22 protein-coding genes are annotated in these 22,273 nt (G+C 43.8%); 18 read left to right on the forward strand and 4 right to left on the reverse strand.

Annotated elements, in window-relative coordinates; genetic code table 11:
* The 10 genes from walK (at position 1) to ON01_RS12095 (ending at position 11,805) form a co-directional block, all read left to right on the forward strand.
* A complete protein-coding gene (gene walK, locus ON01_RS12050) occupies positions 1–1,830 on the forward strand; it encodes a cell wall metabolism sensor histidine kinase WalK (protein ID WP_010531300.1) in 1,830 nt (609 codons plus the stop codon).
* Positions 1,830–3,146 carry a YycH family regulatory protein gene (locus tag ON01_RS12055; protein ID WP_010531301.1) on the forward strand — a complete coding sequence of 439 codons (1,317 nt, stop codon included), beginning with the start codon at positions 1,830–1,832 and terminating at the stop codon, positions 3,144–3,146. Before walK ends, ON01_RS12055 begins: the two co-directional genes overlap by 1 nt.
* 2 nt (positions 3,147–3,148) lie before the next feature.
* Positions 3,149–4,087, forward strand: coding sequence for a two-component system regulatory protein YycI (locus ON01_RS12060; RefSeq protein ID WP_010531302.1), 939 nt, complete (start codon positions 3,149–3,151; stop codon positions 4,085–4,087).
* On the forward strand, positions 4,084–4,869 hold the full coding sequence (locus ON01_RS12065; protein WP_010531303.1) for an MBL fold metallo-hydrolase: 786 nt from the start codon (positions 4,084–4,086) through the stop codon (positions 4,867–4,869). The genes ON01_RS12060 and ON01_RS12065 overlap by 4 nt, the downstream gene beginning before the upstream one ends.
* A 71-nt stretch (positions 4,870–4,940) precedes the next feature.
* Positions 4,941–6,161, forward strand: a complete 1,221-nt coding sequence (locus tag ON01_RS12070) for a S1C family serine protease (RefSeq protein ID WP_010531304.1) — start codon at positions 4,941–4,943, stop codon at positions 6,159–6,161.
* Between the two features lie 324 nt (positions 6,162–6,485).
* Positions 6,486–8,066 (forward strand): L-lactate permease, encoded by a 1,581-nt coding sequence (locus ON01_RS12075; protein WP_010531305.1) that lies wholly within the window; start codon positions 6,486–6,488, stop codon positions 8,064–8,066.
* A 93-nt stretch (positions 8,067–8,159) separates the two neighbouring features.
* Complete coding sequence (locus tag ON01_RS12080; RefSeq protein ID WP_010531306.1) at positions 8,160–8,879, forward strand: FadR/GntR family transcriptional regulator; 720 nt, start codon at positions 8,160–8,162, stop codon at positions 8,877–8,879.
* Positions 8,880–8,937: 58 nt separating this feature from the next.
* Positions 8,938–9,654 carry a (Fe-S)-binding protein gene (locus ON01_RS12085; RefSeq protein ID WP_010531307.1) on the forward strand — a complete coding sequence of 239 codons (717 nt, stop codon included), beginning with the start codon at positions 8,938–8,940 and terminating at the stop codon, positions 9,652–9,654.
* A gap of 17 nt (positions 9,655–9,671) precedes the next feature.
* Complete coding sequence (locus ON01_RS12090; protein ID WP_010531308.1) at positions 9,672–11,111, forward strand: LutB/LldF family L-lactate oxidation iron-sulfur protein; 1,440 nt, start codon at positions 9,672–9,674, stop codon at positions 11,109–11,111.
* A complete protein-coding gene (locus tag ON01_RS12095; RefSeq protein WP_010531309.1) occupies positions 11,104–11,805 on the forward strand; it encodes a LutC/YkgG family protein in 702 nt (233 codons plus the stop codon). The genes ON01_RS12090 and ON01_RS12095 overlap by 8 nt, the downstream gene beginning before the upstream one ends.
* Positions 11,806–11,968: 163 nt before the next feature.
* On the opposite strand, the gene ON01_RS12100 is transcribed toward ON01_RS12095, so the two are convergent.
* A complete protein-coding gene (locus tag ON01_RS12100) occupies positions 11,969–12,343 on the reverse strand; it encodes a DoxX family protein (protein WP_010531310.1) in 375 nt (124 codons plus the stop codon).
* Positions 12,344–12,453: 110 nt separating this feature from the next.
* On the reverse strand, positions 12,454–13,014 hold the full coding sequence (locus ON01_RS12105) for a hypothetical protein (protein WP_010531311.1): 561 nt from the start codon (positions 13,012–13,014) through the stop codon (positions 12,454–12,456).
* 182 nt (positions 13,015–13,196) lie between these two features.
* Between ON01_RS12105 and ON01_RS12110 the strand changes: the two genes are divergently transcribed.
* A complete protein-coding gene (locus ON01_RS12110; protein WP_010531312.1) occupies positions 13,197–13,493 on the forward strand; it encodes a 4a-hydroxytetrahydrobiopterin dehydratase in 297 nt (98 codons plus the stop codon).
* Positions 13,494–13,658: 165 nt separating this feature from the next.
* Here the strand turns inward: ON01_RS12110 and ON01_RS12115 are convergent, their stop codons facing one another.
* Positions 13,659–14,210, reverse strand: a complete 552-nt coding sequence (locus ON01_RS12115) for a GNAT family N-acetyltransferase (protein WP_010531313.1) — start codon at positions 14,208–14,210, stop codon at positions 13,659–13,661.
* A gap of 176 nt (positions 14,211–14,386) precedes the next feature.
* Between ON01_RS12115 and ON01_RS12120 the strand changes: the two genes are divergently transcribed.
* Both ON01_RS12120 and dacB read left to right on the forward strand, forming a co-directional pair.
* Entirely contained in the window at positions 14,387–15,718 is a 1,332-nt protein-coding gene (locus ON01_RS12120) for a S8 family peptidase (protein ID WP_010531314.1), read from the forward strand.
* Positions 15,719–15,882: 164 nt separating this feature from the next.
* Positions 15,883–17,439 carry a D-alanyl-D-alanine carboxypeptidase/D-alanyl-D-alanine endopeptidase gene (dacB, locus tag ON01_RS12125; RefSeq protein WP_010531315.1) on the forward strand — a complete coding sequence of 519 codons (1,557 nt, stop codon included), beginning with the start codon at positions 15,883–15,885 and terminating at the stop codon, positions 17,437–17,439.
* A gap of 105 nt (positions 17,440–17,544) precedes the next feature.
* Here the strand turns inward: dacB and ON01_RS12130 are convergent, their stop codons facing one another.
* Positions 17,545–17,904 (reverse strand): Lin0512 family protein, encoded by a 360-nt coding sequence (locus tag ON01_RS12130; RefSeq protein WP_010531316.1) that lies wholly within the window; start codon positions 17,902–17,904, stop codon positions 17,545–17,547.
* Between the two features lie 144 nt (positions 17,905–18,048).
* Between ON01_RS12130 and ON01_RS12135 the strand changes: the two genes are divergently transcribed.
* The 5 genes from ON01_RS12135 (at position 18,049) to ON01_RS12155 (ending at position 22,162) form a co-directional block, all read left to right on the forward strand.
* The gene (locus ON01_RS12135; RefSeq protein ID WP_010531317.1) at positions 18,049–18,600 is read left to right on the forward strand and encodes an O-acetyl-ADP-ribose deacetylase; all 552 of its coding nucleotides are present in this window, start codon (positions 18,049–18,051) and stop codon (positions 18,598–18,600) included.
* A 125-nt stretch (positions 18,601–18,725) separates the two neighbouring features.
* The gene (locus tag ON01_RS12140) at positions 18,726–19,340 is read left to right on the forward strand and encodes a YpjP family protein (RefSeq protein ID WP_010531318.1); all 615 of its coding nucleotides are present in this window, start codon (positions 18,726–18,728) and stop codon (positions 19,338–19,340) included.
* Between the two features lie 174 nt (positions 19,341–19,514).
* Positions 19,515–20,681: a TraB/GumN family protein gene (locus ON01_RS12145; protein ID WP_010531319.1), complete on the forward strand. Its 1,167-nt coding sequence runs from the start codon at positions 19,515–19,517 to the stop codon at positions 20,679–20,681.
* 21 nt (positions 20,682–20,702) lie between these two features.
* Positions 20,703–20,993: a hypothetical protein gene (locus ON01_RS12150; RefSeq protein ID WP_010531320.1), complete on the forward strand. Its 291-nt coding sequence runs from the start codon at positions 20,703–20,705 to the stop codon at positions 20,991–20,993.
* Positions 20,994–21,271: 278 nt separating this feature from the next.
* A complete protein-coding gene (locus tag ON01_RS12155) occupies positions 21,272–22,162 on the forward strand; it encodes an endonuclease I family protein (RefSeq protein ID WP_010531321.1) in 891 nt (296 codons plus the stop codon).
* Positions 22,163–22,273: the final 111 nt, after the last annotated feature.

Here is a 22,273-nt window from a genome sequence, read left to right on the forward strand (position 1 = left end):
ATGCATAACGTTGGTTTTTTCCGCTCGATACAACTGAAATTTATCATTATGTTCATATTGCTGCTGCTCATAACGATTCAGGTAATCAGTGCTTATTTCGTTCGCGGACTGGAAGAGGAACTTGTGCAAAATTTTGAGGAGTCGATTGAAGCCAGTGTCGACATTTTGGAAGTGAACCTGCAGCAGGCCTTCAGTAAGGAACGATCAGAAAACAATGATGATCAGCTGTCGCTTCAGGAGGAAGTTCAGAATATCGTAAGGGTAAATGATACGGCGGATATCAATAATATACAGGTTGTGAATATGCAAAGCCGGATTATAGCCTCAAGTGACACATCGCGTGACAGTAATATCGACAAAAAGACGACAGACGATTTTATAAATGATGTTCTGCGGTTCGGAAATGAAAACAAAGGCAAGATGTACAACAGAGAAAGAAATCGGATCTACAGACGGACAGTCCCGATTTATAATAATGAACAGACACAAGAAGGCGCTCTTTACATTGAGGCATCGCTTGAAGGAGTCTATAATCAGCTGGATGACATTAACCGTGTTTTCCTGCAAGGCTCACTATTAGCAATCACCGTATCGGCGTTTCTGGGCATTCTGGTTGCCAGAACAATAACGAAGCCGATTAAGGAAATGCGCAGACAGGCACAGACAATGGCACGCGAGGACTTTTCTCAAAAGGTTAACGTTTATGGAAGAGATGAAATTGGTCAGCTTGCTGAATCGTTTAACGACTTAAATGCCAAATTGAAACACTCCAGGGCATTGACGGAAGAAGAAAGGCGAAAACTGAGTTCGGTCTTATCCAACATGTCGGACGGTGTTATAGCTACCGACCGCAACGGATTCATTACGCTGTTAAACGATGCCGCCGGACTTCTGATCAGCTATGACCCGGATGAAGCACAGGGGAAATTCCTGCTTGATGTATTACAATTGGATGAGAACTCGGTAGATCTCTCGGAATTGCCTGAGAGTGGTTCGATGATTATTGATTTCAGTGATGATTATGATATTTATCTGATCCGCGCGAACTTCTCAACCATTAAAGATGAAGATAACGATATTACCGGATTTATAACGGTTCTCAGTGATGTAACCGAACAGGAAAAAATTGAGCGTGAGCGCCGTGAGTTCGTCTCAAATGTATCACATGAGCTAAGAACGCCGCTGACAACGATGCGCAGTTATATTGAAGCGCTGACGGAAGGTGCATGGGCGGACAAGGATATTGCGCCAAAATTCCTCGATGTCACCCAGAATGAAACAGACCGCATGATTAGAATGGTCAATGATCTGCTGCAGCTTTCCAGGATGGATAACCAAAGTGAGTCATTGCAGCAGGAACGGGCAGATTTTATTGACTTCTTCCATCAGGTGATTGATCGTTTTGAGATGAATGTATCAGAAAAAATCGAGCTCCAGCGCGACTTGCCAAACGAAAAGATGTATGTCTGGCTCGACAAAGATAAGATGATTCAAGTGCTTGATAATATTATTTCCAATGCGATCAAGTATTCACCGGAAGGCGGTACAATCCGCTTTAAAGCGGCCAAACAGAAAGGCCAATTGCTGGTGACTTTTTCAGACCAGGGTCCGGGCATACCGTATGATAAGGTCGATAAAGTGTTTGATCGGTTCTACAGAGCTGATAAAGCCAGGTCACGTAAACTTGGCGGAACAGGTCTTGGACTTGCGATTGCCAAAGAAATCGTTGAATCTCATCATGGGAGCATTTGGGCAAAGAGTAAAGAAGGTAAAGGGACAACGATTCTCTTTACACTTCCGCTGGTGAATAAGAAGCGGAGGGGTAAATAATGCATCTTGAAACCTTAAAGTCATTTATATTATGGGTGCTGGTAGGCATCAGCCTCGTGCTTTCGTTTGCCCTGTGGAGCTTCACACCGGATACCAAACAGCTCCCGCAAAATGCCGTGGAAGAAGGTGTCAACCTTGGCGGGTCCGAGCAAACAATAAAAGACCTTATTGAGCCGTCATCAATTATTTTTGAAAATAACAATACTTACTATGGGTTTACTGATCCGAATGACCGCAAATCACTGTATCAGGACATCATAACGTCGTGGAGTTTGTATGAGTTCAGGACAAGCAGCGCAAGTGGTGCGCCGTCTGAGGAAAATCAGGTGGAAATTATCTTTCCGGACACCATCCCAATGGAATTGGCAAGCAGATTGTTTACGTTCAACGACGACGTTAACATGCCCGAGTGGGGATTTGAACGGCTGTTTATCACATTTAACCAGGACTCAAACACGATGGACGTTATTTTCTTGTCCGAAGACGGTGAACAGCAGGCAATGGCAACTGTCAATAGCTCTGAAAAGTATGCACAATTATGGGAATACCTCACGACATTCGAGGGTCTGCGTCAATTTATACGGGTTGAAGGCGCTGAGCGACCTATATATATACCAAATAATCTGGAGAACACCTCCACCAAGTCGATAACAATTGACGAAATCAGTGAGGACCTTATGGTCGACACCGTGTTCACTGACCCGCATACGGTCCAGGAGAATCAGGTCGATGAAAATGAAATTTACTTTACCGATAGTGCGAGCGGTATTATGCGTGTGTACACGAACAGAAGGACAGCTGAATTCCAAAACCCGCTCCAATCATCATATGAACAGATGGAACCGGCAGCGTTGATAAAACAGAGCAGAATGAATATCAATGATCACCGGGGCTGGACAAATGAATATAATCTGATGTCTGTTAATACTAACGCATCGACTAACAAAGTACGCTATCAGATGTATTATGAGGGGTACCCTATTTTTGGCAGCAATTATTCCTCGGTCATTGAACAGCGATACCGCCAAGCTGGACTGCATCAATACAACCGGCCATTATTCAGACTTGTCAACTATTTGGGCGAGGATGAGTCAGTAGAGCTGATGTCCGGCTCACGCGTGATCGACAAACTTTCAAACAGCAACACTTACAATATGGATAATGTGTATGATATCAAAGTCGGCTATGATTTGACCTATCAAAGCAACGTTGATGCGGTAACACTGGAACCGGCCTGGTTTATGGACTACAATGGGAGCTGGCAGAAAATCAGGTTTAATAATCTCAATCCGCAGCAGCAGGAAGGAGGAAACTGAGGATGCAATGGAAACAAATTAAAACCTTATTTATCCTCTGTTTTCTCATTTTGGATATTTATTTGCTGCTGATGCTTCTCGATAAACAAAACGATGCAGAATTTGCCATGCCGGATACATCCAGTTCGACGTTTGAGGAGCAATTGGAAGCTGAGGATATCACTATCAATGCTGATTTGCCCAGTGGTAATGTCAGTGCATCCTATTTGAGATTAAATCAGAAAACTTTTACGGACGAAGAACTGGCATTCTTTGAAAATAAGGATAACCAGCAGGCAGAAGTTATTAATGAAAACTTTATCTTATCCCGTTTTGAAAATCCTGTTTCGATACCTGAAAGTGCAGATAGCGATTTAATAAATGAGCTTGTAAAGAGCAATATTCCATTGTCTGATAATTATAGATTTGGCAGCTGGAATGAGGAAATGAATGTTCTTATGTTTTTTCAGCAAAAAAATGGGCTCCCCATCTATTACAATCAAAATGGAATTGTACTTGTTTATTTAAATGATGACAATGAAATGTTGTTTTATACACAGACAATGCTTGGTGATGATGAATCGCCTGATGAAGAGCAGTCGTTAATCGAACCAAGAACGGCTATTCGGGCGTTATTTGACGGCAACAGGCTGGAAAATGGTGATGAGATCACGGGTATAAACATGGGGCTGCATACAAGAAAAAATCCGCTTCAGAGCGGCAAACAGCCTTTATCACCGACGTGGACGGTTACGGTGAATGATGAGGAAAATTTTCATGTGAATGCGCTTGAAAATGAGATTGTATCCAGTAATGAACAAACGTTTTTACTGGGTGCCGTCACATTTACGATTGAAAAAATTCAAACCCTTAATGACGATAACGAGATAAAGGGTAATGTGTTATCGCATCTGAATGAAATATTGACAGCTAATCAGCAATCGGAGAGTGAGATTGAATGACACTACGTTTTAGTGTACTGGCATCGGGAAGTACCGGAAACGCTTTTTATATTGAGTCGGATAAACAAAAATTGTTAGTTGATGCCGGATTGAGCGGGAAGCAGATGGACAGGCTGTTCAGGGAAGTGGCAGTCGATCCGTCGAGCCTGAACGGTATCCTTGTAACCCATGAGCATAGCGACCATATTAAGGGGCTTGGAATAATCGCCCGTAAATATAATCTCCCAATCTATGCGAATGAAAAGACATGGAAGGCCATGGAGAATTCCATCGGTACGATTTCCCCTGATCAGAAGTTTGACTTTGGCATGGAAGCGGTCAAAACATTCGGGGATATTGATGTGGAATCGTTCGGCGTCTCCCATGATGCTGCTGAACCGATGTTTTTCACGTTTCGGAATGGTGGGAGAAAAGTGGCCCTTGTGACGGATTTGGGATATGTGTCAGAGCGGATTAAACGGACAGTGGAAGATGCAGATGCTTACATATTTGAAGCCAATCATGATGTAGGCATGCTACGGATGGGACGCTATCCCTGGAACGTTAAGCGCCGTATTTTAAGCGACTCCGGGCATGTGTCAAATGAGGACTCTGGACTTGCTTTGAGTGAATTGATTACGAATCGGACAAACCGGATTTACTTAGCGCATTTAAGCCAGGATAACAATATGAAGGACCTAGCGCGCATGTCGATTGAAAATATTTTAAAAGAACGTGGTATCACGCTTGATATTCGGGACACAGATCCAAAAAACCCAACAGAATTATATGAAGTCGGATAATATTTTTTCGATTGGTGTAATACTATAATGTGATGTAAGCTAAAATCCTTTATGGTAAAGGAGTTATTTAAATGGGCTACTTTGATGATGATGACCGGCAGGAGCGTCCTAAAAAGCGTCGCCGGATATGGCCTGTTCTTGCCGGCATTATAATTGGCATTGCTATTGCACTGATCGCATTACCCGGTGTGTTACAATCTGATATTCTACCCGAAGCATGGACAAATGATAAAGAGACTACAAAGGAGACGACAGACAGCGACAATGCACGTCCTGAATCAAGCGATTTTGTTTCGGTCAATGTATCCTCTCAAATAACAGAAGTGGTGGATGCGGTTACACCTGCTGTCGTCGGTGTCATCAATATTCAGCGGCAGGGTGACTTCTGGCAGCAGCAGGAAGGCCAGAAGCAGACCGAGGCCGGTTCAGGCTCCGGTGTCATTTATAAAAAAACAGACGGTCAAGCTTATGTAATTACCAACCATCATGTGATTGAGGGAGCGGATACCGTTGAGGTTGTGCTCTCGGATGATAAACGGGTTGAAGCTGAAATTCTCGGCAGCGATTTGTTTTCTGATTTGGCTGTACTGAGAATGAATGGTGATAAAGTTAAACAAACCATTGACATGGGAACATCGGAAAATATAAAGGTTGGTGAACCAGCCATCGCGATTGGCAATCCCCTTGGCATGTTTTTGGGTTCGGTGACACAGGGCGTTATCAGCGGGACACAGCGCACGATTCCACAGGATTTTAACCAGGATGGCCGAAGTGACTGGCAGGCTGAAGTCATTCAAACCGATGCGGCTATCAATCCCGGAAATAGCGGTGGCGCTCTGATTAACATTGACGGGAAGCTGATCGGGATTAATTCAATGAAGATTAATCAGGAAGCAGTTGAAGGAATTGGCTTTGCCATCCCGATAGATACAGCACGGCCAATCGTGAATGAGCTCGAAAAGACCGGGGAAGTGACACGGCCTTATATGGGTGTTGAAATATACTCGCTTGAAGAAGTGCCGCAAACGGAATGGGAAAATACATTGAATCTTCCAGGTGAGGTTGAAGGCGGTGTCTATGTCTGGACTGTTGAGTCTGGTTCGCCGGCAGATCAGGCAGGCATAAAAAGGCTTGATGTCATCACAGAGGTTGACGGCACACAAGTCATGAACATGATTGATCTGCGAAAGATTTTATATCAGGAAAAAGAAGTCGGTGATTCGATAACGGTAACCTACTACCGTGACGGCGAAAAGCAAGAAGCCACATTTGAATTGGTCGAGCAGCGGTAAACGAGATTGGGACAAAAGAAATTCCATAAATGAGAAATCCGAACAATGATTCAAACTTTTTCTGTTAGTTTTCGAATCACTGTTCGGATTTTTTAGTATCTAAACCAGCTAAGTATTTTTCTGCAGCGGTGATTAAGACTTATCCAACGTTATACGAATTCAATGTTGAACGTTTTAGTTTTACCCAAGCTCTTTTAATTTATTGAAAACGGTTGTAAAAGTTTAAGAAATATGGCAAATTAGTAGTAAGGTCATCTGATGACCTTACTACTAATTTGTAATCGCTTTATGCTTATGAGATCAACGTACACTAGGAGGATTGAGATGTATTTACTTATTGCCTTAAGTGCTATTATTTTTCCATTTCTTTTTTTGGTTATATTCAGAATGCCTGCGGCTAAAGGAATGTCTATTAGCGCAGTTATTGTGATTGTATTAGGTTTTACGGTTTGGGGGATGGGCGGAAATGTTATAACTTCCTCAACATTGCAAGGAGCCCATAAAGCATTAACCATACTTTGGATATTGTTTGGTGCATTGGTTCTATTAAATACCCTACGAAACACTGGCGCAGTTGATCGCATTAATCAGGGATTCCAAAATATTTCCGGAGATATGCGTGTTCAGGCAATTATTGTTGCATTTTTATTTGGATCTTTAATCGAGGGTGCAGCGGGTTTTGGGGCCCCTGCTATGGTTACCGGCCCATTACTGTTTGCATTAGGGTTCAGCCCTTTGGCAGCTGCAACTATTGCTCTAATAGCCGATAGCACAGCAGTTGCCTTTGGAGCTGTTGGTACACCCATTGCGATTGGTTTGAGTAATAACCCAAATGCGGGGGAAGAATTTTTTCAGGAAATTGCAGTTTCGGTTACAATGATGGATTTATTAGCAGGGACCTTCATTCCATTTATCGTAATTGCTGTATTAACCAGTTTCTTTGGTAGGGGGATAAAGGATGCAGTTGCCATGCTGCCATGGACTTTAGTGATTGGAATTGTCTATACAGGGTCTGCTCTATTGTACGCATCTTTATTCGGTTACGAATTTGTATCAATTCTTGCTGCGCTGACAGGTTTGATTGTTGCTACATATACCGCCAATAAAGGTTGGCTATTACCAACAGAAGAATGGAAGTTAGCTTTAAGAGAGGACTTTCAAGTTGCTAGTGAAAAATCAAACATAGGAATTATCACGGCATGGTCACCTTACATTATTGTCGTTATCCTGCTACTGCTTACACGTATTGTACCATGGCTTCAGGACTTCGCCACGTCAGCGATTGACCTCTCATGGTCGAATATTTTGGGAGTAGAAGGTGTTACATCAGATTGGGAGTTTCTGTATTCGCCTGGTACCGTCCTGACCCTTGCAGCCATAAGTGCTATATTAATTCAGCGCAAATCATTCAGCACATTTACAAGTGCATCTAAAAATTCATTATCATCAATGAAAATGACAGCCATATCCTTAGTTGCCACGTTGATTATGGTTCAAGTATTTGTTAACTCAGGAATGAATATGAATGATTTGGTAAGTATGCCGCAGCATATAGCTGAATCCTTAGCGAATTCTTTAGGTTCAATTTGGATATTTGTTGCACCATTTTTAGGAGAACTTGGTGCTTTTATTACAGGAAGTGCTACCGTTTCTACATTAACGTTCAGCCCAATACAGTACAATGTTGCAACGCAAGTAGGGTTTGATGTCAATACGGTATTAGCTGCACAGTTGATAGGTGCTGGTGCGGGAAATATGATTTGTGTTCATAATGTGGTCGCAGCAAGTGGTGCAGTCGGATTATCCGGTAAAGAAGGAGATATTATCCGAAAAACGTTAATTCCCGCTGTTATCTATGGTTTACTGGCTGGACTTTCCGGATTTATGATCATGCGTCTCTTATAGATCAGTTGCAACCGCTCACGCTTGAGAAGGGATTTTCCAAATTCATTCATTCCCTGTAAAATGGGAGCAAAAATATAGGAGCTGAGTAAGGGTATGGAATATAAAAGAATACAAACCAAGAAGATTTATGAAGAGGTAGCGGAATCCATTATAGATATGGTAAAAAATGAACAATTAAGGCCGGGCGAGAAATTACCATCTGTTGAGCAATTAGCGAAAAATTTTGATGTTGGTAAGTCGGCTATCCGGGAGGCACTAAGTGGGTTGCGTTCTATGGGTATTCTCGAGATGAAACAAGGGGAAGGGACATATGTAAAGTCTTTCGATCCTTCAAAGTTTTCGTTACCAGTAACCACAGCTTTTTTAATGAAAAAAGACGATGTAAAGGAGCTGTATGAACTTCGGAAAATACTGGAGGTTGGTACGGCCAGCCTAGCTGCTAAAGTTCATAAAGAAGAAGATCTGATACCGATAGAAAAGGCTCTGATTGTAATGGGAAATGCGAAAGGGAATGAGGAACTGGCAGCAAGCGCCGATACGGATTTCCACGTTGCAATAGCTGATGCAACACATAATCAGATGCTTATCAACCTGATAGCCAGTGTGTCGAATCTTATTTCTGAAACGATTCGTGAAACAAGGAGAGTACTGCTGTATTCTGAAAACCGGTCTGAAAAATTATATGTGGAACATGAGCAGATTTTTAAGGCTATCAGGAATAGAGAACCAGAACATGCGCATGAGCAAATGTACGAGCATTTAAATGAAGTAAATAAAGAGCTGTTTCAATATATCGACGAAACATTGGAATAGTCTCTTTGATCAGTTAGCACTATGGAGTTTTGGATGAGTTTAATCGGGGAGGATGACTATGAAAATATCATTATTCGTAACGTGTCTCGGTGAGTTATTCTATCAGGAGGCTGCAAAAGATATGGTCGAGGTGCTTGAACGGCTCGGCTGTGAGATTGATTTTCCGCAGGGACAGATTTGTTGCGGACAACCAGCATACAACAGTGGCTACAGGAAAGATGCGCAAAAAGCAGCGAAACAAATGGTTTCCACCTTTGAGTCATCAGAATATGTTGTAACACCCTCGGGTTCGTGCGCCGGTATGTTTAAAGAGTATCCCGGACTTTTCCGTGATGATGCGGTCTGGCAGGAAAGGGCTCAGAAAGTCGCTGATAAAACATATGAGTTTACCCAGTTTATTGTTAATGTCCTCGGCGTTGAGGATCTTGGAGCGGTTTACTCTGCAAAAGCCACCTATCACACGTCATGCCATATGATGCGCTTGCTTAAGGAAACGGAGTCCCCGTTCAAGCTGCTAGACAATGTGGAAGGGTTGGAGCTGCTTCCATTGGAAAATAGCTATGATTGCTGTGGTTTTGGCGGGACATTTGCCGTGAAGATGGTTCCGATTTCAGAGCAAATGGTTGATGAAAAAGTCCGTCATGTGGAAGACACAGGGGCAGATGTTCTGATAACAGCAGATGGCGGATGCTTGATGAACATAAAGGGACGTATTGACCGTGAAGGGAAACCGATAGAAGTTAAGCATATTGCGCAAATCTTAAACTCACGCTGATAAAGGAGGCGATGATTGTGGCTATGAAAATTGGTGATAAGCCATTTTTTGACAGAGTGGATGATGCTTTGGATGATAAGTTCATGCGTCAATCGATGGCCAATGCTCAGGACGGTTTAAGGGGCAGGAAAATTGCTGCCACAGAAGGTGATGAGGCGATTGGTGACTGGGAGACATGGCGCAGCGCCGGGGAGGAAATACGCAGGCATACGCTGGAAAATCTTGATTATTACCTTGAGCTCTTAAGTGAGAATTTCGCCAAACGCGGCGGACATGTGTTTTTTGCGGAAACGGCTGAAGAGGCGAATGCCTACATACAGCAGGTAGCCAAAGAGAAAAATGCAAAAAATGTAACCAAGGCAAAATCAATGGTGACTGAAGAGATTGGGTTGAATGAAGCATTGGGGGATATCGGCTGTCAGGTGTATGAGACCGATTTGGCAGAATATATTTTGCAGGCTGAAGAGGAAGATCGACCATCTCATATTGTGGTGCCGTCACTGCATAAAAACAAATCACAGATACGTGATACACTAAAGGAAAAAGCCGGTTACAGCGGTACTGATCAGCCGGAGGAATTGACGGCTTTTGCACGCAGCCAGCTGCGAGATGTGTTTATGAACGCTGATATTGGAATTACCGGGTGTAATTTTGGCGTTGCGGAATCGGGTTCTGTGTCTCTGGTCACCAATGAAGGTAACGCCAACATGGTGACCAGTTTTCCAGACACCCAAATCAGTGTCATGGGTATGGAACGACTTGTTCCGTCGTGGGAAGAACTGGATGTGATGGTGAACCTGTTAAGCAGAAGTGCCGTCGGTCAAAAAATTACCACGTATGTAACGAATGTGACTCCAGAAGTGGGGCCTGAAAGTGTCGACGGGCCGAAAGATTTTCATCTTGTAATCGTGGACGGCGGCCGCTCTAAAGCACTTGGGACGGAATTCCAGTCAGCGCTTCATTGTATTCGATGTGCTGCTTGTGTGAATGTTTGTCCGGTCTACCGGCAAGTCGGCGGCCATGCTTACGGCTCAATTTATCAGGGGCCGATTGGTGCTGTTCTTTCACCAATCCTTGGCGGTTACGAAGAATATGGTGAACTGCCTTATGCCTCTAGCCTTTGTGCAGCTTGTACGGAAGCCTGCCCGGTCAAAATCCCGTTACACGAGCAACTTATCCGGCATCGCGAAAATTACGTCGAGCAGGGTTATGCTGACAAAAGCGAACAGGCAGCCATGAAAGCCTTTGGTGTTGGTGCCAGTACGCCATCCTTGTTCAAAATTGCTACAAAAGGGGCGCCCACATTTGCCAAGCCGCTTGTCCATGAAGGTTCAATATCAAACGGCCCCGGCCCGATGAAACTTTGGACCAAAATACGGGAATTCCCGGCACCGGCCAACGGAAATTTCCGGAAGTGGTTCAAGGAACATTCGAAAGGAGGTAACCGAAATGAGTAAAGGTGCCATTCATAATCGGGATAAATTTCTAAGTCACATTGCTGACCGTCTTGGACGGGAGCGAAAAGTAGATGTGTCCCGGCCTGATTGGGAGCACCAGCCGCAATGGGCTGTCTATCAGGAAAAGACATCTGATGAGCTGTGTGCTCTTTTCAATGAAAATAGTGAAGAAAAAGGCACACATGTCGTGGAGACAACAATGGATCAGCTTAGTGAGACAGTCGAATATGTCATGAAAACCTATGATGGTGCACCAATGATTGCAACGAATGATGGGCGCTTTGCTGAATTTGGACTGTCAGATGTATTCGATAAAAATGATGTCCATTTGTGGGCTGCTGAATCAGGTGAAAGGAATATTGAAAGAGCGAGGCAGGCGAATATTGGTTTTCTGTTCAGTGACGTGAGTCTTGCCGAGTCGGGGACGATAACTCAGTTTAATGACCGGAATATCGCGCGATCCGTGAGTCTGTTGCCAACAACTTATGCAGCCATTGTTCCCAAGTCATCAATCGTACCCAGGATGACCCAGGCGACTGAACGGGTCCATAACCAAGTTAAAGATGGACAGACCATTTCCCCGTATATTAACTTCATCACGGGCCCGAGCAACAGTGCAGATATTGAAATGAACATGGTTGTTGGCGTACATGGACCAGTTAAAGCAGTCCATATTGTGGTATTAGATGCTTGACAGGAAAAGGGAGCCAGGGCTTTTTTAGATTACTCACAACAGAGTTATCCACAATATGTGAATAACATGTAGATAACACCCATATCTTGTAGAGAACATAATTTCCGCAACAAAATATTTGCGAACGTTTGTGCATATGTGGATAACTCTGTGGATATACATGTTAAAGCTGTTTAGCGGGCTTATGCTGCCAGAGCAATATCAATAAAATGAGCATTACAATATCAAGTCGCGCGTCAAAAGCAAATTGCAGGAAGCCCTGATTCATTAATATCGGCAGTTTCGTGAGGTAAAGCGCACCAAGGATAATGAGAATAAGCGGAGCGGCAGCGTGTCTCACATATAGTCGTGCCAATATAAATGCACTGCAGGCAATTTCCGTCAGAGCGACAAGAAGCAGCATGGTTTCCGGAGAGGGCAGTCCGAGATTCATGAATGTTGCCTTAAAGTCGCTAGACACGAGCTTGAGAGTACCTGATGCCAAAAAAACATAACCGACTGCATACGAAATCCACTTAGGCATATGCATTGTCTGCATCGGAGAACACCTCCATCGTTAGTGATATCTAATACATATGCAAGACTGTGGACAACTTTGACAACCTTCTTTCAAAAAAGCTCCGGATTGTTCTAAAATCCGGAGCTTTGCTATCTCTGATTTTTTATGAACAGGAAAAGCTTTGTAACCCAGAAAGCGATTAATGAAATCGCAATATCAATTATCGTCAAATAGAATAAATTCATGCCCTTGTGCATCCTGAGCAGATCAACTGATTCAGCAAAGTAGCCAAACCCAAACGCGAATATGGCACTGGATACAATCGCATAAAGATAATAGTTTTTACCGTTGTTGGTGCAATATTGGTACAACAGCATAAAAATAACTGGGAAAAGAACTGCTGTTACACTTACGCCTTCTGGAAGTATGTACGAGATGCTGTGTGGATGGTTGAAGTAATTATTGGCTGTTAAGACCATGTCCGTATTTAACCATAACAAGTGTGTGCTGTATCCGTAAAAGGCGACTTCAAACAATCTTTTCCTGTCCACCGTAAAATAAAGGATAATAAGCGGGGTGATAATGGTAACAAGATTAAACCAGAAGAACCATGTCCCCATGTTGGAGAATAACTGCCAATGTTCTTTAAGTAGATATTCCAGCTGTTCCTTTTGTTCGAAAATTTTATGGTATAATTCCTGTTCATTCATCAAGGACCCTCTCTTTCAAGGATAGTTTTAGTTGATAAGAGGAAATTATTCACCCATTTGTCCACAGAAATCTGTGGACAATTTGTGGATAATGTGTTGTTATGCTGTTTACAAAGTAAAAATTTGTTATACTATGGATAACAGCATGATACGAGAAATCAACTTAAAGGAGGAAAAAGCGAATGGAACGTTTGAGTGAAGAACAGATTGAAAAGGAATTGGATAGCCTGCCAGAATGGAAGCGAATTGATGAGAAGTGGATTGGCCGGCGCTATCGGTTTAAGGACTTTTTGAACGGTGTCCGTTTTGTCGATCAGGTTGCTGAGTACGCTGAAAGCAAACAGCACCATCCATTCATTTCGATTGATTATAAAATCGTTACGATGAAAATATCATCATGGCAGATGAAAGGGTTGACTGACCTGGACTTTGAAATGGTTAATCACTTTGACGAACTTTATGAAAAAGCAGAGAAGTAAAAGGGATAAGTATTAAACCACCGCTACGGAAAATACTTGGTGCTCGCCGTGATGAAGTCGCCTTACATTATAAAAATCCGAACAATGATTCGAAAACTAACAGGAAAAGTTCGAGTCATTGCTCGGATTTTTCTTTCATGGAAATTCTTTTGTCCCAACTTCTTTTTAACGTTCGCGATTTTTCCACTCATGTGCCAGCATGCCGTATACCACATGATCGGCATAATGATCATAAAGCCATTCTGCGTGGCGGATCTTACCTTCCTGCACAAAGCCGAGACGCTCCGGAATCGCCCGGCTTTTATGATTGGCATACGCAGCACGTATTTCGATCCGGTTCAGTTCCAGCGAATAAAAAGCATAATCAACCAGACCGCTGACAGCTCGTGTCATGATTCCTTTCCCTTCATAATCAGTGCCAAGCCAGTAGCCAATGTGTCCAATCCCATTTGTCCAGTCAAATAGATTGAAACCTGTCACGCCGGCGAGTTCGCCGTGGTAAAGAATCCCGGTGGATAGCCCTCTTCTGTCGGCAAACTGCTTTAATACGGATTCAATAAAGGCCTTGGAATCTTCGGGTGTTTTGGTGTAATCAACCCATGACAGCCATTGCCGCAATGTGTCCCTTGATTTATCCGTCAGCCGAAATAAAGGAGCCGCATCGGTGATTTCCAGGTGTTTCAAAGCAATTTCTTCATCAATTTCAAATAAAAACATAATATGCGCCTCCTTATTAAAGTTGAAGATAATTCTATCATATGTGCCGGGGTTTTCAAGTGGTATTTTTAATTTGCCCAGAGTTGTTCCATTAGCCTGTTTCCTGTCTGAATGTGCGCATACCGTTACTGTATCACCAATCTTTCATACAAATAATCGTGAAAGGTGGTGGTAGATTGTTCGGTTATTCAATGGTTCAAACGATACGTGCCAATGCCGGCAAAATGGATAAGGAACTCCGGGGCAGGATACTGAATTTATACAAACCATTCCAATGGACACCCTGTTTCCTGCACAAACTGCTTGAAGGCTCGTTTAGGTGGTTCAGGAAACTATCATTGATTATCGAATTTGAAAATGATTGCCATGAGGCGGGATGTTCAGAGGTCAGGCAAGTAACCGATGGCCGCTTTCGTCATAAATTTCGGCATGAGTTTCCACGTATATCGTGCTGCAGCGTGGAAGTGACCCCCAAGGGGCTTGAGGAGCTCTTGTCAAATTGCAGTGTTATAAGGCGGATTTATATGAACCGGGAAGTTCATGCACTTCTGGATGTGGCAACAGACGCCATCAATGCCCGGGATATCAGTCATGGTGGTACTGAATTATCGGGTGAAGGCGTATCAATAGCAGTGATTGATACAGGCATTCACCCGCACCAAGACCTGTCTGGAAGGATTAAAGCATTCGCTGATTTTGTCAATGACCGGACTGATCCGTATGATGATAATGGACATGGTACCCATTGTGCTGGCGATGCAGCTGGCGACGGGTCGTCCTCTTCGTCAAAATACCAAGCACCGGCACACCAGGCCGATCTGATTGGTGTAAAGGTTCTGAACAGAATAGGATCTGGATCACTTGAAACGATCATACGAGGGGTTGAATGGTGCATTCAATACAACGAAGATAACCCGGATGCCCCGATTGATATCATCAGCATGTCACTTGGCAGTGAAGCCGGTTCTTACAACATTGAAGATGATGATCCCATGGTCAAGGTTGTTGAAAAAGCCTGGAATGAAGGGATTACTATGTGTGTAGCCGCCGGCAATTCCGGGCCGGATCCGCAAACCATCTCCAGCCCGGGTGTCAGCGATCAGGTGATTACTGTTGGCGCACTGGATGATAAAAATACAGCAGACACACGAACCGATGATACGGTCGCTGAATTTTCCGGAAGAGGGCCGACGGTATATGGAGAGGTAAAGCCGGACATTTTGGCCCCAGGCGTCAATATTGTGTCGCTTCGTGCACCGAATTCTTACCTCGATAAATCACAAAAATCCGGTCGTGTCGGAAATGATTATTTCACATTATCAGGCACATCGATGGCGACCCCCATCTGCGCAGGCGCTGTCGCATTAATGAAGCAGGCTTTCCCGGACGCCTCCCCCGATCAACTCAAAACCCTTCTCAAAAATGGTGCTGATCTTTGGACTGACAAAGACCCGAATGTTTATGGCGCAGGTTATTTGAATGCAGCGAACACAATCAACGAATCATAGCAGGCAGGCTCTGACCTGCTTTTTTTTTATCTGATCTGATCCGTTCTTACTAAAGTCTATTTTATCTATAGGTTAAAAGCATGATTTTTCTAAAAATTAAACAAATTATTAGTACATTTTATTATAATTAAAATATTAAAAATAATAAAGGATGTGAAGATAACATGATGGTAAAAGATTACGCGAAGAAAATGTTTTTATTTTTCCTGTTGACAATGGTTGTCGTCATACCATTTGCTGACCAGGACCAATCTTTTGTATCAGCATCCAAAGATACTGCGGAAAAATCTGAGCAAACCGTGACAACCAAAACAATTGCTGAAGAGCAGGGTTTGGCGGACAAGCTTGATGCAATTCTGGAACATAACAGTCTAGACGGTACAAGTGTGAGTGTTAGTGTCCGGAACGCTGAGAGCGGCGAGATTCTGTATGATCACAATGGCGATTTGCGTCTTCATCCGGCTTCAAACATGAAGCTTCTGTCCGGTGCAGCCGCTATGGAAACATTAGGTCCGGATTATCAATTCACCACGGAAGTGCGCACGGACGGTCAGGTAAAAGGAAAAGTGCTTCATGGTGATTTATATTTAAAAGGAAAAGGTGATCCGACCTTAATGAAGGAGGATCTTGATGAGTTTGCAGCACAGTTGAAAGAAAAAGGGATTAGGAATATTAAAGGTGATTTGATTGGCGATGACAGCTGGTATGACGCTGTGCGTTTGTCGCAGGATCTGAACTGGTCAGATGAGCCGTATTATACAGGGGCACAGGTTTCGGCGTTGTCATTATCACCGAATGACGATTATGATGCGGGAACCGTAATTGTTGAAGCACGTCCGGCCGATGAAGCCGGAAATGAAGCGGAGGTCACGGTTACGCCAGAAACTGATTATGTCACGATCATCAACAATACGGAAACGGTCGCTGCCGGGGAAAGCAGAGACATCTCCATTCAGCGTCAGCACGGGACCAATGAAATTATCGTTGAGGGAACAATGCCAGCAGACGGCTCAAGGTCGAGATCGTGGGTGTCTGTTTGGGAGCCGACCGGGTATGCGCTTGATGTCTTCAAAAAGTCACTCGAGGAACATGGGCTTAAGTTTATCGGCGATAGTGATGTAAAAGCCGGTGTGACGCCTGATAATGCAACAGTTCTAGCCTCGAGGGACTCGATACCGCTTGAGGAACTGTACATCAGATTCATGAAACTGAGCAATAACGGCCACGGCGAGATTCTGACAAAAGAAATGGGTAAGGTGCTGAATGGGGAAGGAAGCTGGGATGAAGGGCTCGATGTCATTGAGAATGTGGCAGAGAACTATGGCATTGACAGTGACACTATTCTGCTTCGTGACGGCTCGGGCATGTCGCATAAAAACATGATCCCTTCAAATGAATTGTCGCAGTTTTTGACTTCCATAAAAGATGAAGAGTGGTTCCCGGCTTTTGAGAACTCCCTGCCTGTTGCAGGTGCGCAGGAGCGCTTTGTTGGCGGAACACTCAGATATCGGATGACTGAAGAACCGGCACAAGGGAATGTTGTCGCGAAGACGGGGTCATTGACCGGTGTTTCAGCGTTGTCCGGTTATGTAACATCACAGGACGGTGAGGAGCTGGTGTTTTCCATCATGTTCAATAATTATTTGGGCAGTTCGGATACAGCGCTTGAGGATTCGATTGCAACCACATTGGCCGGGCATGCTTTTGAGAATTCCGACTGATGCTTGTAGCTCTCTAGACCATAACATAAAACGAGTCTGGGACATAAAAAACCAACCTGCCTGACAGGTTGGTTTTAAGGGGGGAGACTACCGTTTAAGCTGGCTTTAATAACCAACTTCAATTGCAGCATTCACAATATACATCAAATCATTCTCATCTTCTTTTTCATCCAGCATAATCCCGCTTGATGTTGCCATGCCGCCATCTGTTATATCGATGGTGACCGAGCCGTACGGGATGGCATTTATCACTTGCTGAGTGTCCAGTTTATCACGGTCGAGCGGAACTGCCAGCCGAACATTCACCTGCATGTTGTTAAGGTTTCCATCTGGAAGACTTTTCTCGATTCCAGGCATCGAATTGGCATAAATTGCATTTTCCACAGCACGGACGGATGCTTTCGTAATGTTTTGACCATGAACGTCAATACCACTGCCTGTTTGGATGAAAAGAATTTGTTCCATGGATGATATGCTCCTTTGTATTTGAATACTCACTTACTGGACACTTCCCATATGGTCAAATCCTAAAACATAGAACAGACGGAAAGATTTGAAAAAGCTTGCGCTATAATCGAAAATAGAATTAAATCAGGAAAGGGTGAGACGATGAAGACCAAAATAAATAGAAACACACTTGAACTGATGACAGGTGATATTACGAAGCAGAAGACAGACGCAATTGTGAATGCTGCCAACGGAACGCTAATGGGAGGCGGTGGTGTCGATGGAGCAATCCACCGGGCAGCTGGCAAGGATCTGCTGGAAGAATGTAAACAGGTACGGCAGGAACAGCTTAATGGCGACAAACTCCAAACGGGAAACGCTGTTATTACGGCTGGCTATAACCTGCCGACAAAGCATGTGATTCACACGGTCGGACCGGTCTGGAACAAAGGCAATCAGAATCAGGAAGAATTGCTCACCAATTGTTACCGTCATTCTTTGGAGCTGGCAGCGGAAAATGATGTAGCCAGTATTGCGTTTCCATCGATTTCAACGGGCGTATACAGTTTTCCAATCGATCTTGCCGCGAAAACAGCTTTGCAAACGATCACTGATTTTTTAAAGAACCATGACTTTGGCAACGTTTGGATGGTGCTGTTTTCGGAAAAAGATTATGAAGCGTACGCAGCTGCTCTCAACGAAGTGACCGCATAATTACGAAATCACTCAAGCTCCCTTTAAAAAAGAAAACAATTCTGTGAAAAACTGAAAATAACGTGGCGCTTCTATCTGATAAATGGTAAAATTTAATAAGAAGGAATAATAAGGAGAAAATCACGATGAAGCTTTGGATGCGGAAAGTAGCAGTGGCACTGGTTGCGGTTGTCACATTAGGTTTATATATCCCCGAATTTGATGCGGATGTCGAAGCAGAGCAGAGTAAAGAAACGATGGATTCTGAAAAGGATTCGCATGATAAATCTGTTAGGGATACAAGTGATCCACCGACTCTGACGGCAGAACTGCCTGATGTGCATACGGATATTTCGGAACTCGACCCGATTGACGACTTGCGACAAAAGGCACGCGAACAAGCCATGATAAAGATGGGCCCGCGGATTACAGCAAAAGTCGAGGATGAGTTCCAAAGCGTTATTCTGCCCAACATGGAAGAAGCTCTTCATCGGATTATGGATGAAACCGGAGCGGATAATCTTCAATATTACAGCATCACTGAGCAGCCATCCGAGGGCTTTGGTGAACGGATTTTTAATATTTATGACGAACGGACGGGTCATGACATCGCCCGGTTCGATGTGAGACGTGAAAACCGCCCCATGGAAGGTTATTGGTTTAATTTTCACTACCATATAAAGTCTGATGGCTTTGAGGATCACCATGAGATTGGAGAAATTTACTGGGATAAAAATATTCCGCCGAAATGGATGGCATGATAAGGGGAGCCTGGTCTTGCACCGGGTTTTTTGTTTGTTTGTTTATTCCTAAATACCCGATTCTGTCCAATTAACACTCAGTGAGGGAAAAAGAAAACCCCTCTAAACTATGATAAAATAAGATGGTGCAGCGACGGAAGGCCCCGTTATCAACCAACAATAGGAGTTTACCATATGTCTGAAGAAAACATAACACGCATCCATTTGGATGATAAAGAATACATACTGATTGGGACAGCCCATGTTTCCAAAAGCAGTGCCGAACAAGTCAAAGAAGTGATTGAGGCGGAACAGCCGGATGCAGTCTGCATTGAACTGGATGAGCAGCGGTACAATTCAGTTACTGAAGGCAATAAATGGCGCGACATGGATATTTTTCAGGTTATTAAAGAGAAAAAGGCCACCCTCTTGCTGATGAATTTAGTCATTTCCTCATTCCAGAAACGCATGGCCAAACAATTCGGGATCAATGCCGGTCAGGAAATGATTCAGGGAATCGAATCAGCAAAAGAAACCAGTGCAGAACTGGTTCTGGCCGATCGCGATATTCAGATCACTTTTTCCCGTATTTGGGGCAACATTGGCTTCAAAGGAAAAGCCATGCTACTGATGCAAGTTTTTGGCAGCATTTTCAGCCGGGAAACGATTTCGGAAGAGGAACTGGAAAAACTCAAATCAAAGGATATGCTCGACAGTATGCTGGAAGAGTTTACTGAACATTTTCCACGGCTGAAGAAACCGCTGATTGATGAGAGGGATCAGTACCTTTCCGAAAAAATCAGGCGGGCACCGGGCAACAAGGTCGTCGCCGTCCTTGGAGCAGCACATGTGCCGGGGATCACGAAGGAAATCAAACAAGAGCACAATTTAGAACGGCTCAACGCCCGCCCGCCTAAGTCAAAGCTGCCGAAAATCATAGGTTGGGCGATACCGATATTGATCATTGCCATCATAGCTTACACGTTTTATACAAACCCGTCAGCTGGGTGGCAGCAAACGGTCAGCTGGATTTTATGGAACGGTGGTTTGTCAGCACTTGGAACAGCTATTGCGTTGGGACACCCTTTGACCATACTGACAGCGTTTCTCGCAGCTCCGATATCATCATTGAACCCGTTGATTGCAGCAGGCTGGTTTGCCGGCATTGCTCAGGCTTTTATCCGAAGACCGCACGTCAGCGATTTTGAACAGCTATCCGAAGATGTCTACAGTGTGAAAGGATTTTGGCATAATAAGGCAACCCGCATTCTCCTGATAGTGGTGCTCGCGAATATCGGCAGTTCGATCGGCACATTTATTGGCGGCGCGGACGTTATCAGGGTATTTCTGGAGAACCTTTAAATTGCGGGAGGGAAATTTTCCATGACATTGATTGCTGAACAGCCATACGTTAAGGTGGAGCACGAAATCGCCATCTCGGGCAAGTATTATGTTGAGGACCCCCGCACCTTGTATTTGTACAGTGACAAAATTGTAAGCCGTCATCATGAATTTCCTATTGAAAACGTCTGGGATATGTCTTATCGCCCTTTTGGCGAAAAGGGCGGCCTGCTGTATTTACACACGAGCAAAGGGGTTAGCGTTTATACTGTCAAACAGTCGCCGGAACGCTTTATTGAGGCTTTCAGGGAAAACATAAAAAATCAGCGGTAAGAGGCTGGACAAAACTTAAACTAAAGTCTAAGGAGAAAGACAATCGGCAGCTTTACTTTAATAACTCACACGCCTAAATAAATACCTAAGTTCTGATTCAAAATATCTCGTCATCACCGCAAGCAGCTGGCGGGATTTTTTATTAGAATTTTTATAAAGATTTAATATTAACTTTATATAATGAAAATAAAAATCATCTAAAATAGTAGGTGAACCAGATTCCGCATGCATGAAACAGCGGTCTCGTCATTCGAAAATCTTTAGGAGGTGTGGTGTTAATGTTAAACAGCAAGCAAAAAGAAAACTTGCTTCCCGTCACAGCCGATCGTGGGCGTATGGATGCAATGCTTTCAAAACTGAAGGACGATAAGAAAAATATAGTGGAGGATGAAAAGGCGTATTTTGATAAGGAAAAGGATGAAAGGGATAGGGAAGCTTTTTACAAGGGAATTGATTTTGAGCTTGGTGACGACGAAGTGATTGAGGCGATGAAGGACCTGCTTCGGGAAAGCCATACCAATCGGGTGAGATATGATCCGAGCGAGTATGTGTATCCGTGGGTGGATCTTCAGCCGGACGGTAATCTGGTTAGTATTTACAACGGAAAAAGCCGGCAGCCGGAAGAAGTAATAGAGGCGGATTATATGACTTCTTTAAAGCGGGAAAAAGAGATGGATAAGGTGTCCGATCCGGAGCGGTTTGCGCAAATTGCAGCAGATTTTAAATACAACTGTGAACATGCGGTCCCACAGTCTTGGTTCAATGAACAAGAGCCGATGCGCGGGGATATCCATCATTTGTTCACATGCGATCCTTCCTGTAATTCTTTTCGAAGCAATTATCCCTATCATGATTTCGCAGGATATACACCGGAAGTGCAAATGAGTCGGATTGACGAGAATTGCGGGAAAGCGGCGGAGGAATTATTTGAGCCGGAATATGGAAAAGGAACTGTCGCTAGGGCAATGCTGTACTTTTTGATCCGATATCCGAATCAGGTTGAAGTGGAATTTCTGGAACAGGTGGATACGGATCTTCTTCTGGAATGGCATGCGACATTCCCACCTGATTTGTATGAAAAACATCGTAACCAGGCGATTTATGAGATTCAGGGAAACCGCAATCCATTTATAGACTTTCCGCAGCGAATGCTGAAAGTAATGAAGTGAATCAGGAGAAGAGACTCCTGATTCTTTTCTTCAGGAAAGTAAAGGCCCTGACAAACAGATATTCCAGCTCTTCCGCTGATATTATTTCTCTTCGGTTGATATTTCTGTTTA

It is taken from the genome of Lentibacillus jeotgali (genome assembly GCF_000224785.1).
GTDB classification, from domain to species: Bacteria; Bacillota; Bacilli; order Bacillales; family Amphibacillaceae; genus Lentibacillus; species Lentibacillus jeotgali.

What these genes read in the sequence shown, in the direction of transcription:
- ON01_RS12055 (WP_010531301.1), top strand. Translation starts at nt 1,830, where the DNA reads ATGCATCTTGAAACCTTAAAGTCATTTATATTATGGGTGCTGGTAGGC.
- ON01_RS12070 (WP_010531304.1), top strand. Translation starts at nt 4,941, where the DNA reads ATGGGCTACTTTGATGATGATGACCGGCAGGAGCGTCCTAAAAAGCGT.
- ON01_RS12140 (WP_010531318.1), top strand. Translation starts at nt 18,726, where the DNA reads ATGAAGCTTTGGATGCGGAAAGTAGCAGTGGCACTGGTTGCGGTTGTC.
- ON01_RS12065 (WP_010531303.1), top strand. Translation starts at nt 4,084, where the DNA reads ATGACACTACGTTTTAGTGTACTGGCATCGGGAAGTACCGGAAACGCT.
- ON01_RS12075 (WP_010531305.1), top strand. Translation starts at nt 6,486, where the DNA reads ATGTATTTACTTATTGCCTTAAGTGCTATTATTTTTCCATTTCTTTTT.
- ON01_RS12060 (WP_010531302.1), top strand. Translation starts at nt 3,149, where the DNA reads ATGCAATGGAAACAAATTAAAACCTTATTTATCCTCTGTTTTCTCATT.
- ON01_RS12135 (WP_010531317.1), top strand. Translation starts at nt 18,049, where the DNA reads ATGAAGACCAAAATAAATAGAAACACACTTGAACTGATGACAGGTGAT.
- ON01_RS12115 (WP_010531313.1), bottom strand. Translation starts at nt 14,210, where the DNA reads ATGTTTTTATTTGAAATTGATGAAGAAATTGCTTTGAAACACCTGGAA.
- ON01_RS12150 (WP_010531320.1), top strand. Translation starts at nt 20,703, where the DNA reads ATGACATTGATTGCTGAACAGCCATACGTTAAGGTGGAGCACGAAATC.
- ON01_RS12095 (WP_010531309.1), top strand. Translation starts at nt 11,104, where the DNA reads ATGAGTAAAGGTGCCATTCATAATCGGGATAAATTTCTAAGTCACATT.
- ON01_RS12155 (WP_010531321.1), top strand. Translation starts at nt 21,272, where the DNA reads ATGTTAAACAGCAAGCAAAAAGAAAACTTGCTTCCCGTCACAGCCGAT.
- ON01_RS12105 (WP_010531311.1), bottom strand. Translation starts at nt 13,014, where the DNA reads ATGAATGAACAGGAATTATACCATAAAATTTTCGAACAAAAGGAACAG.
- dacB (WP_010531315.1), top strand. Translation starts at nt 15,883, where the DNA reads ATGATGGTAAAAGATTACGCGAAGAAAATGTTTTTATTTTTCCTGTTG.
- ON01_RS12130 (WP_010531316.1), bottom strand. Translation starts at nt 17,904, where the DNA reads ATGGAACAAATTCTTTTCATCCAAACAGGCAGTGGTATTGACGTTCAT.
- ON01_RS12085 (WP_010531307.1), top strand. Translation starts at nt 8,938, where the DNA reads ATGAAAATATCATTATTCGTAACGTGTCTCGGTGAGTTATTCTATCAG.
- ON01_RS12145 (WP_010531319.1), top strand. Translation starts at nt 19,515, where the DNA reads ATGTCTGAAGAAAACATAACACGCATCCATTTGGATGATAAAGAATAC.
- ON01_RS12080 (WP_010531306.1), top strand. Translation starts at nt 8,160, where the DNA reads ATGGAATATAAAAGAATACAAACCAAGAAGATTTATGAAGAGGTAGCG.
- walK (WP_010531300.1), top strand. Translation starts at nt 1, where the DNA reads ATGCATAACGTTGGTTTTTTCCGCTCGATACAACTGAAATTTATCATT.
- ON01_RS12100 (WP_010531310.1), bottom strand. Translation starts at nt 12,343, where the DNA reads ATGCAGACAATGCATATGCCTAAGTGGATTTCGTATGCAGTCGGTTAT.
- ON01_RS12110 (WP_010531312.1), top strand. Translation starts at nt 13,197, where the DNA reads ATGGAACGTTTGAGTGAAGAACAGATTGAAAAGGAATTGGATAGCCTG.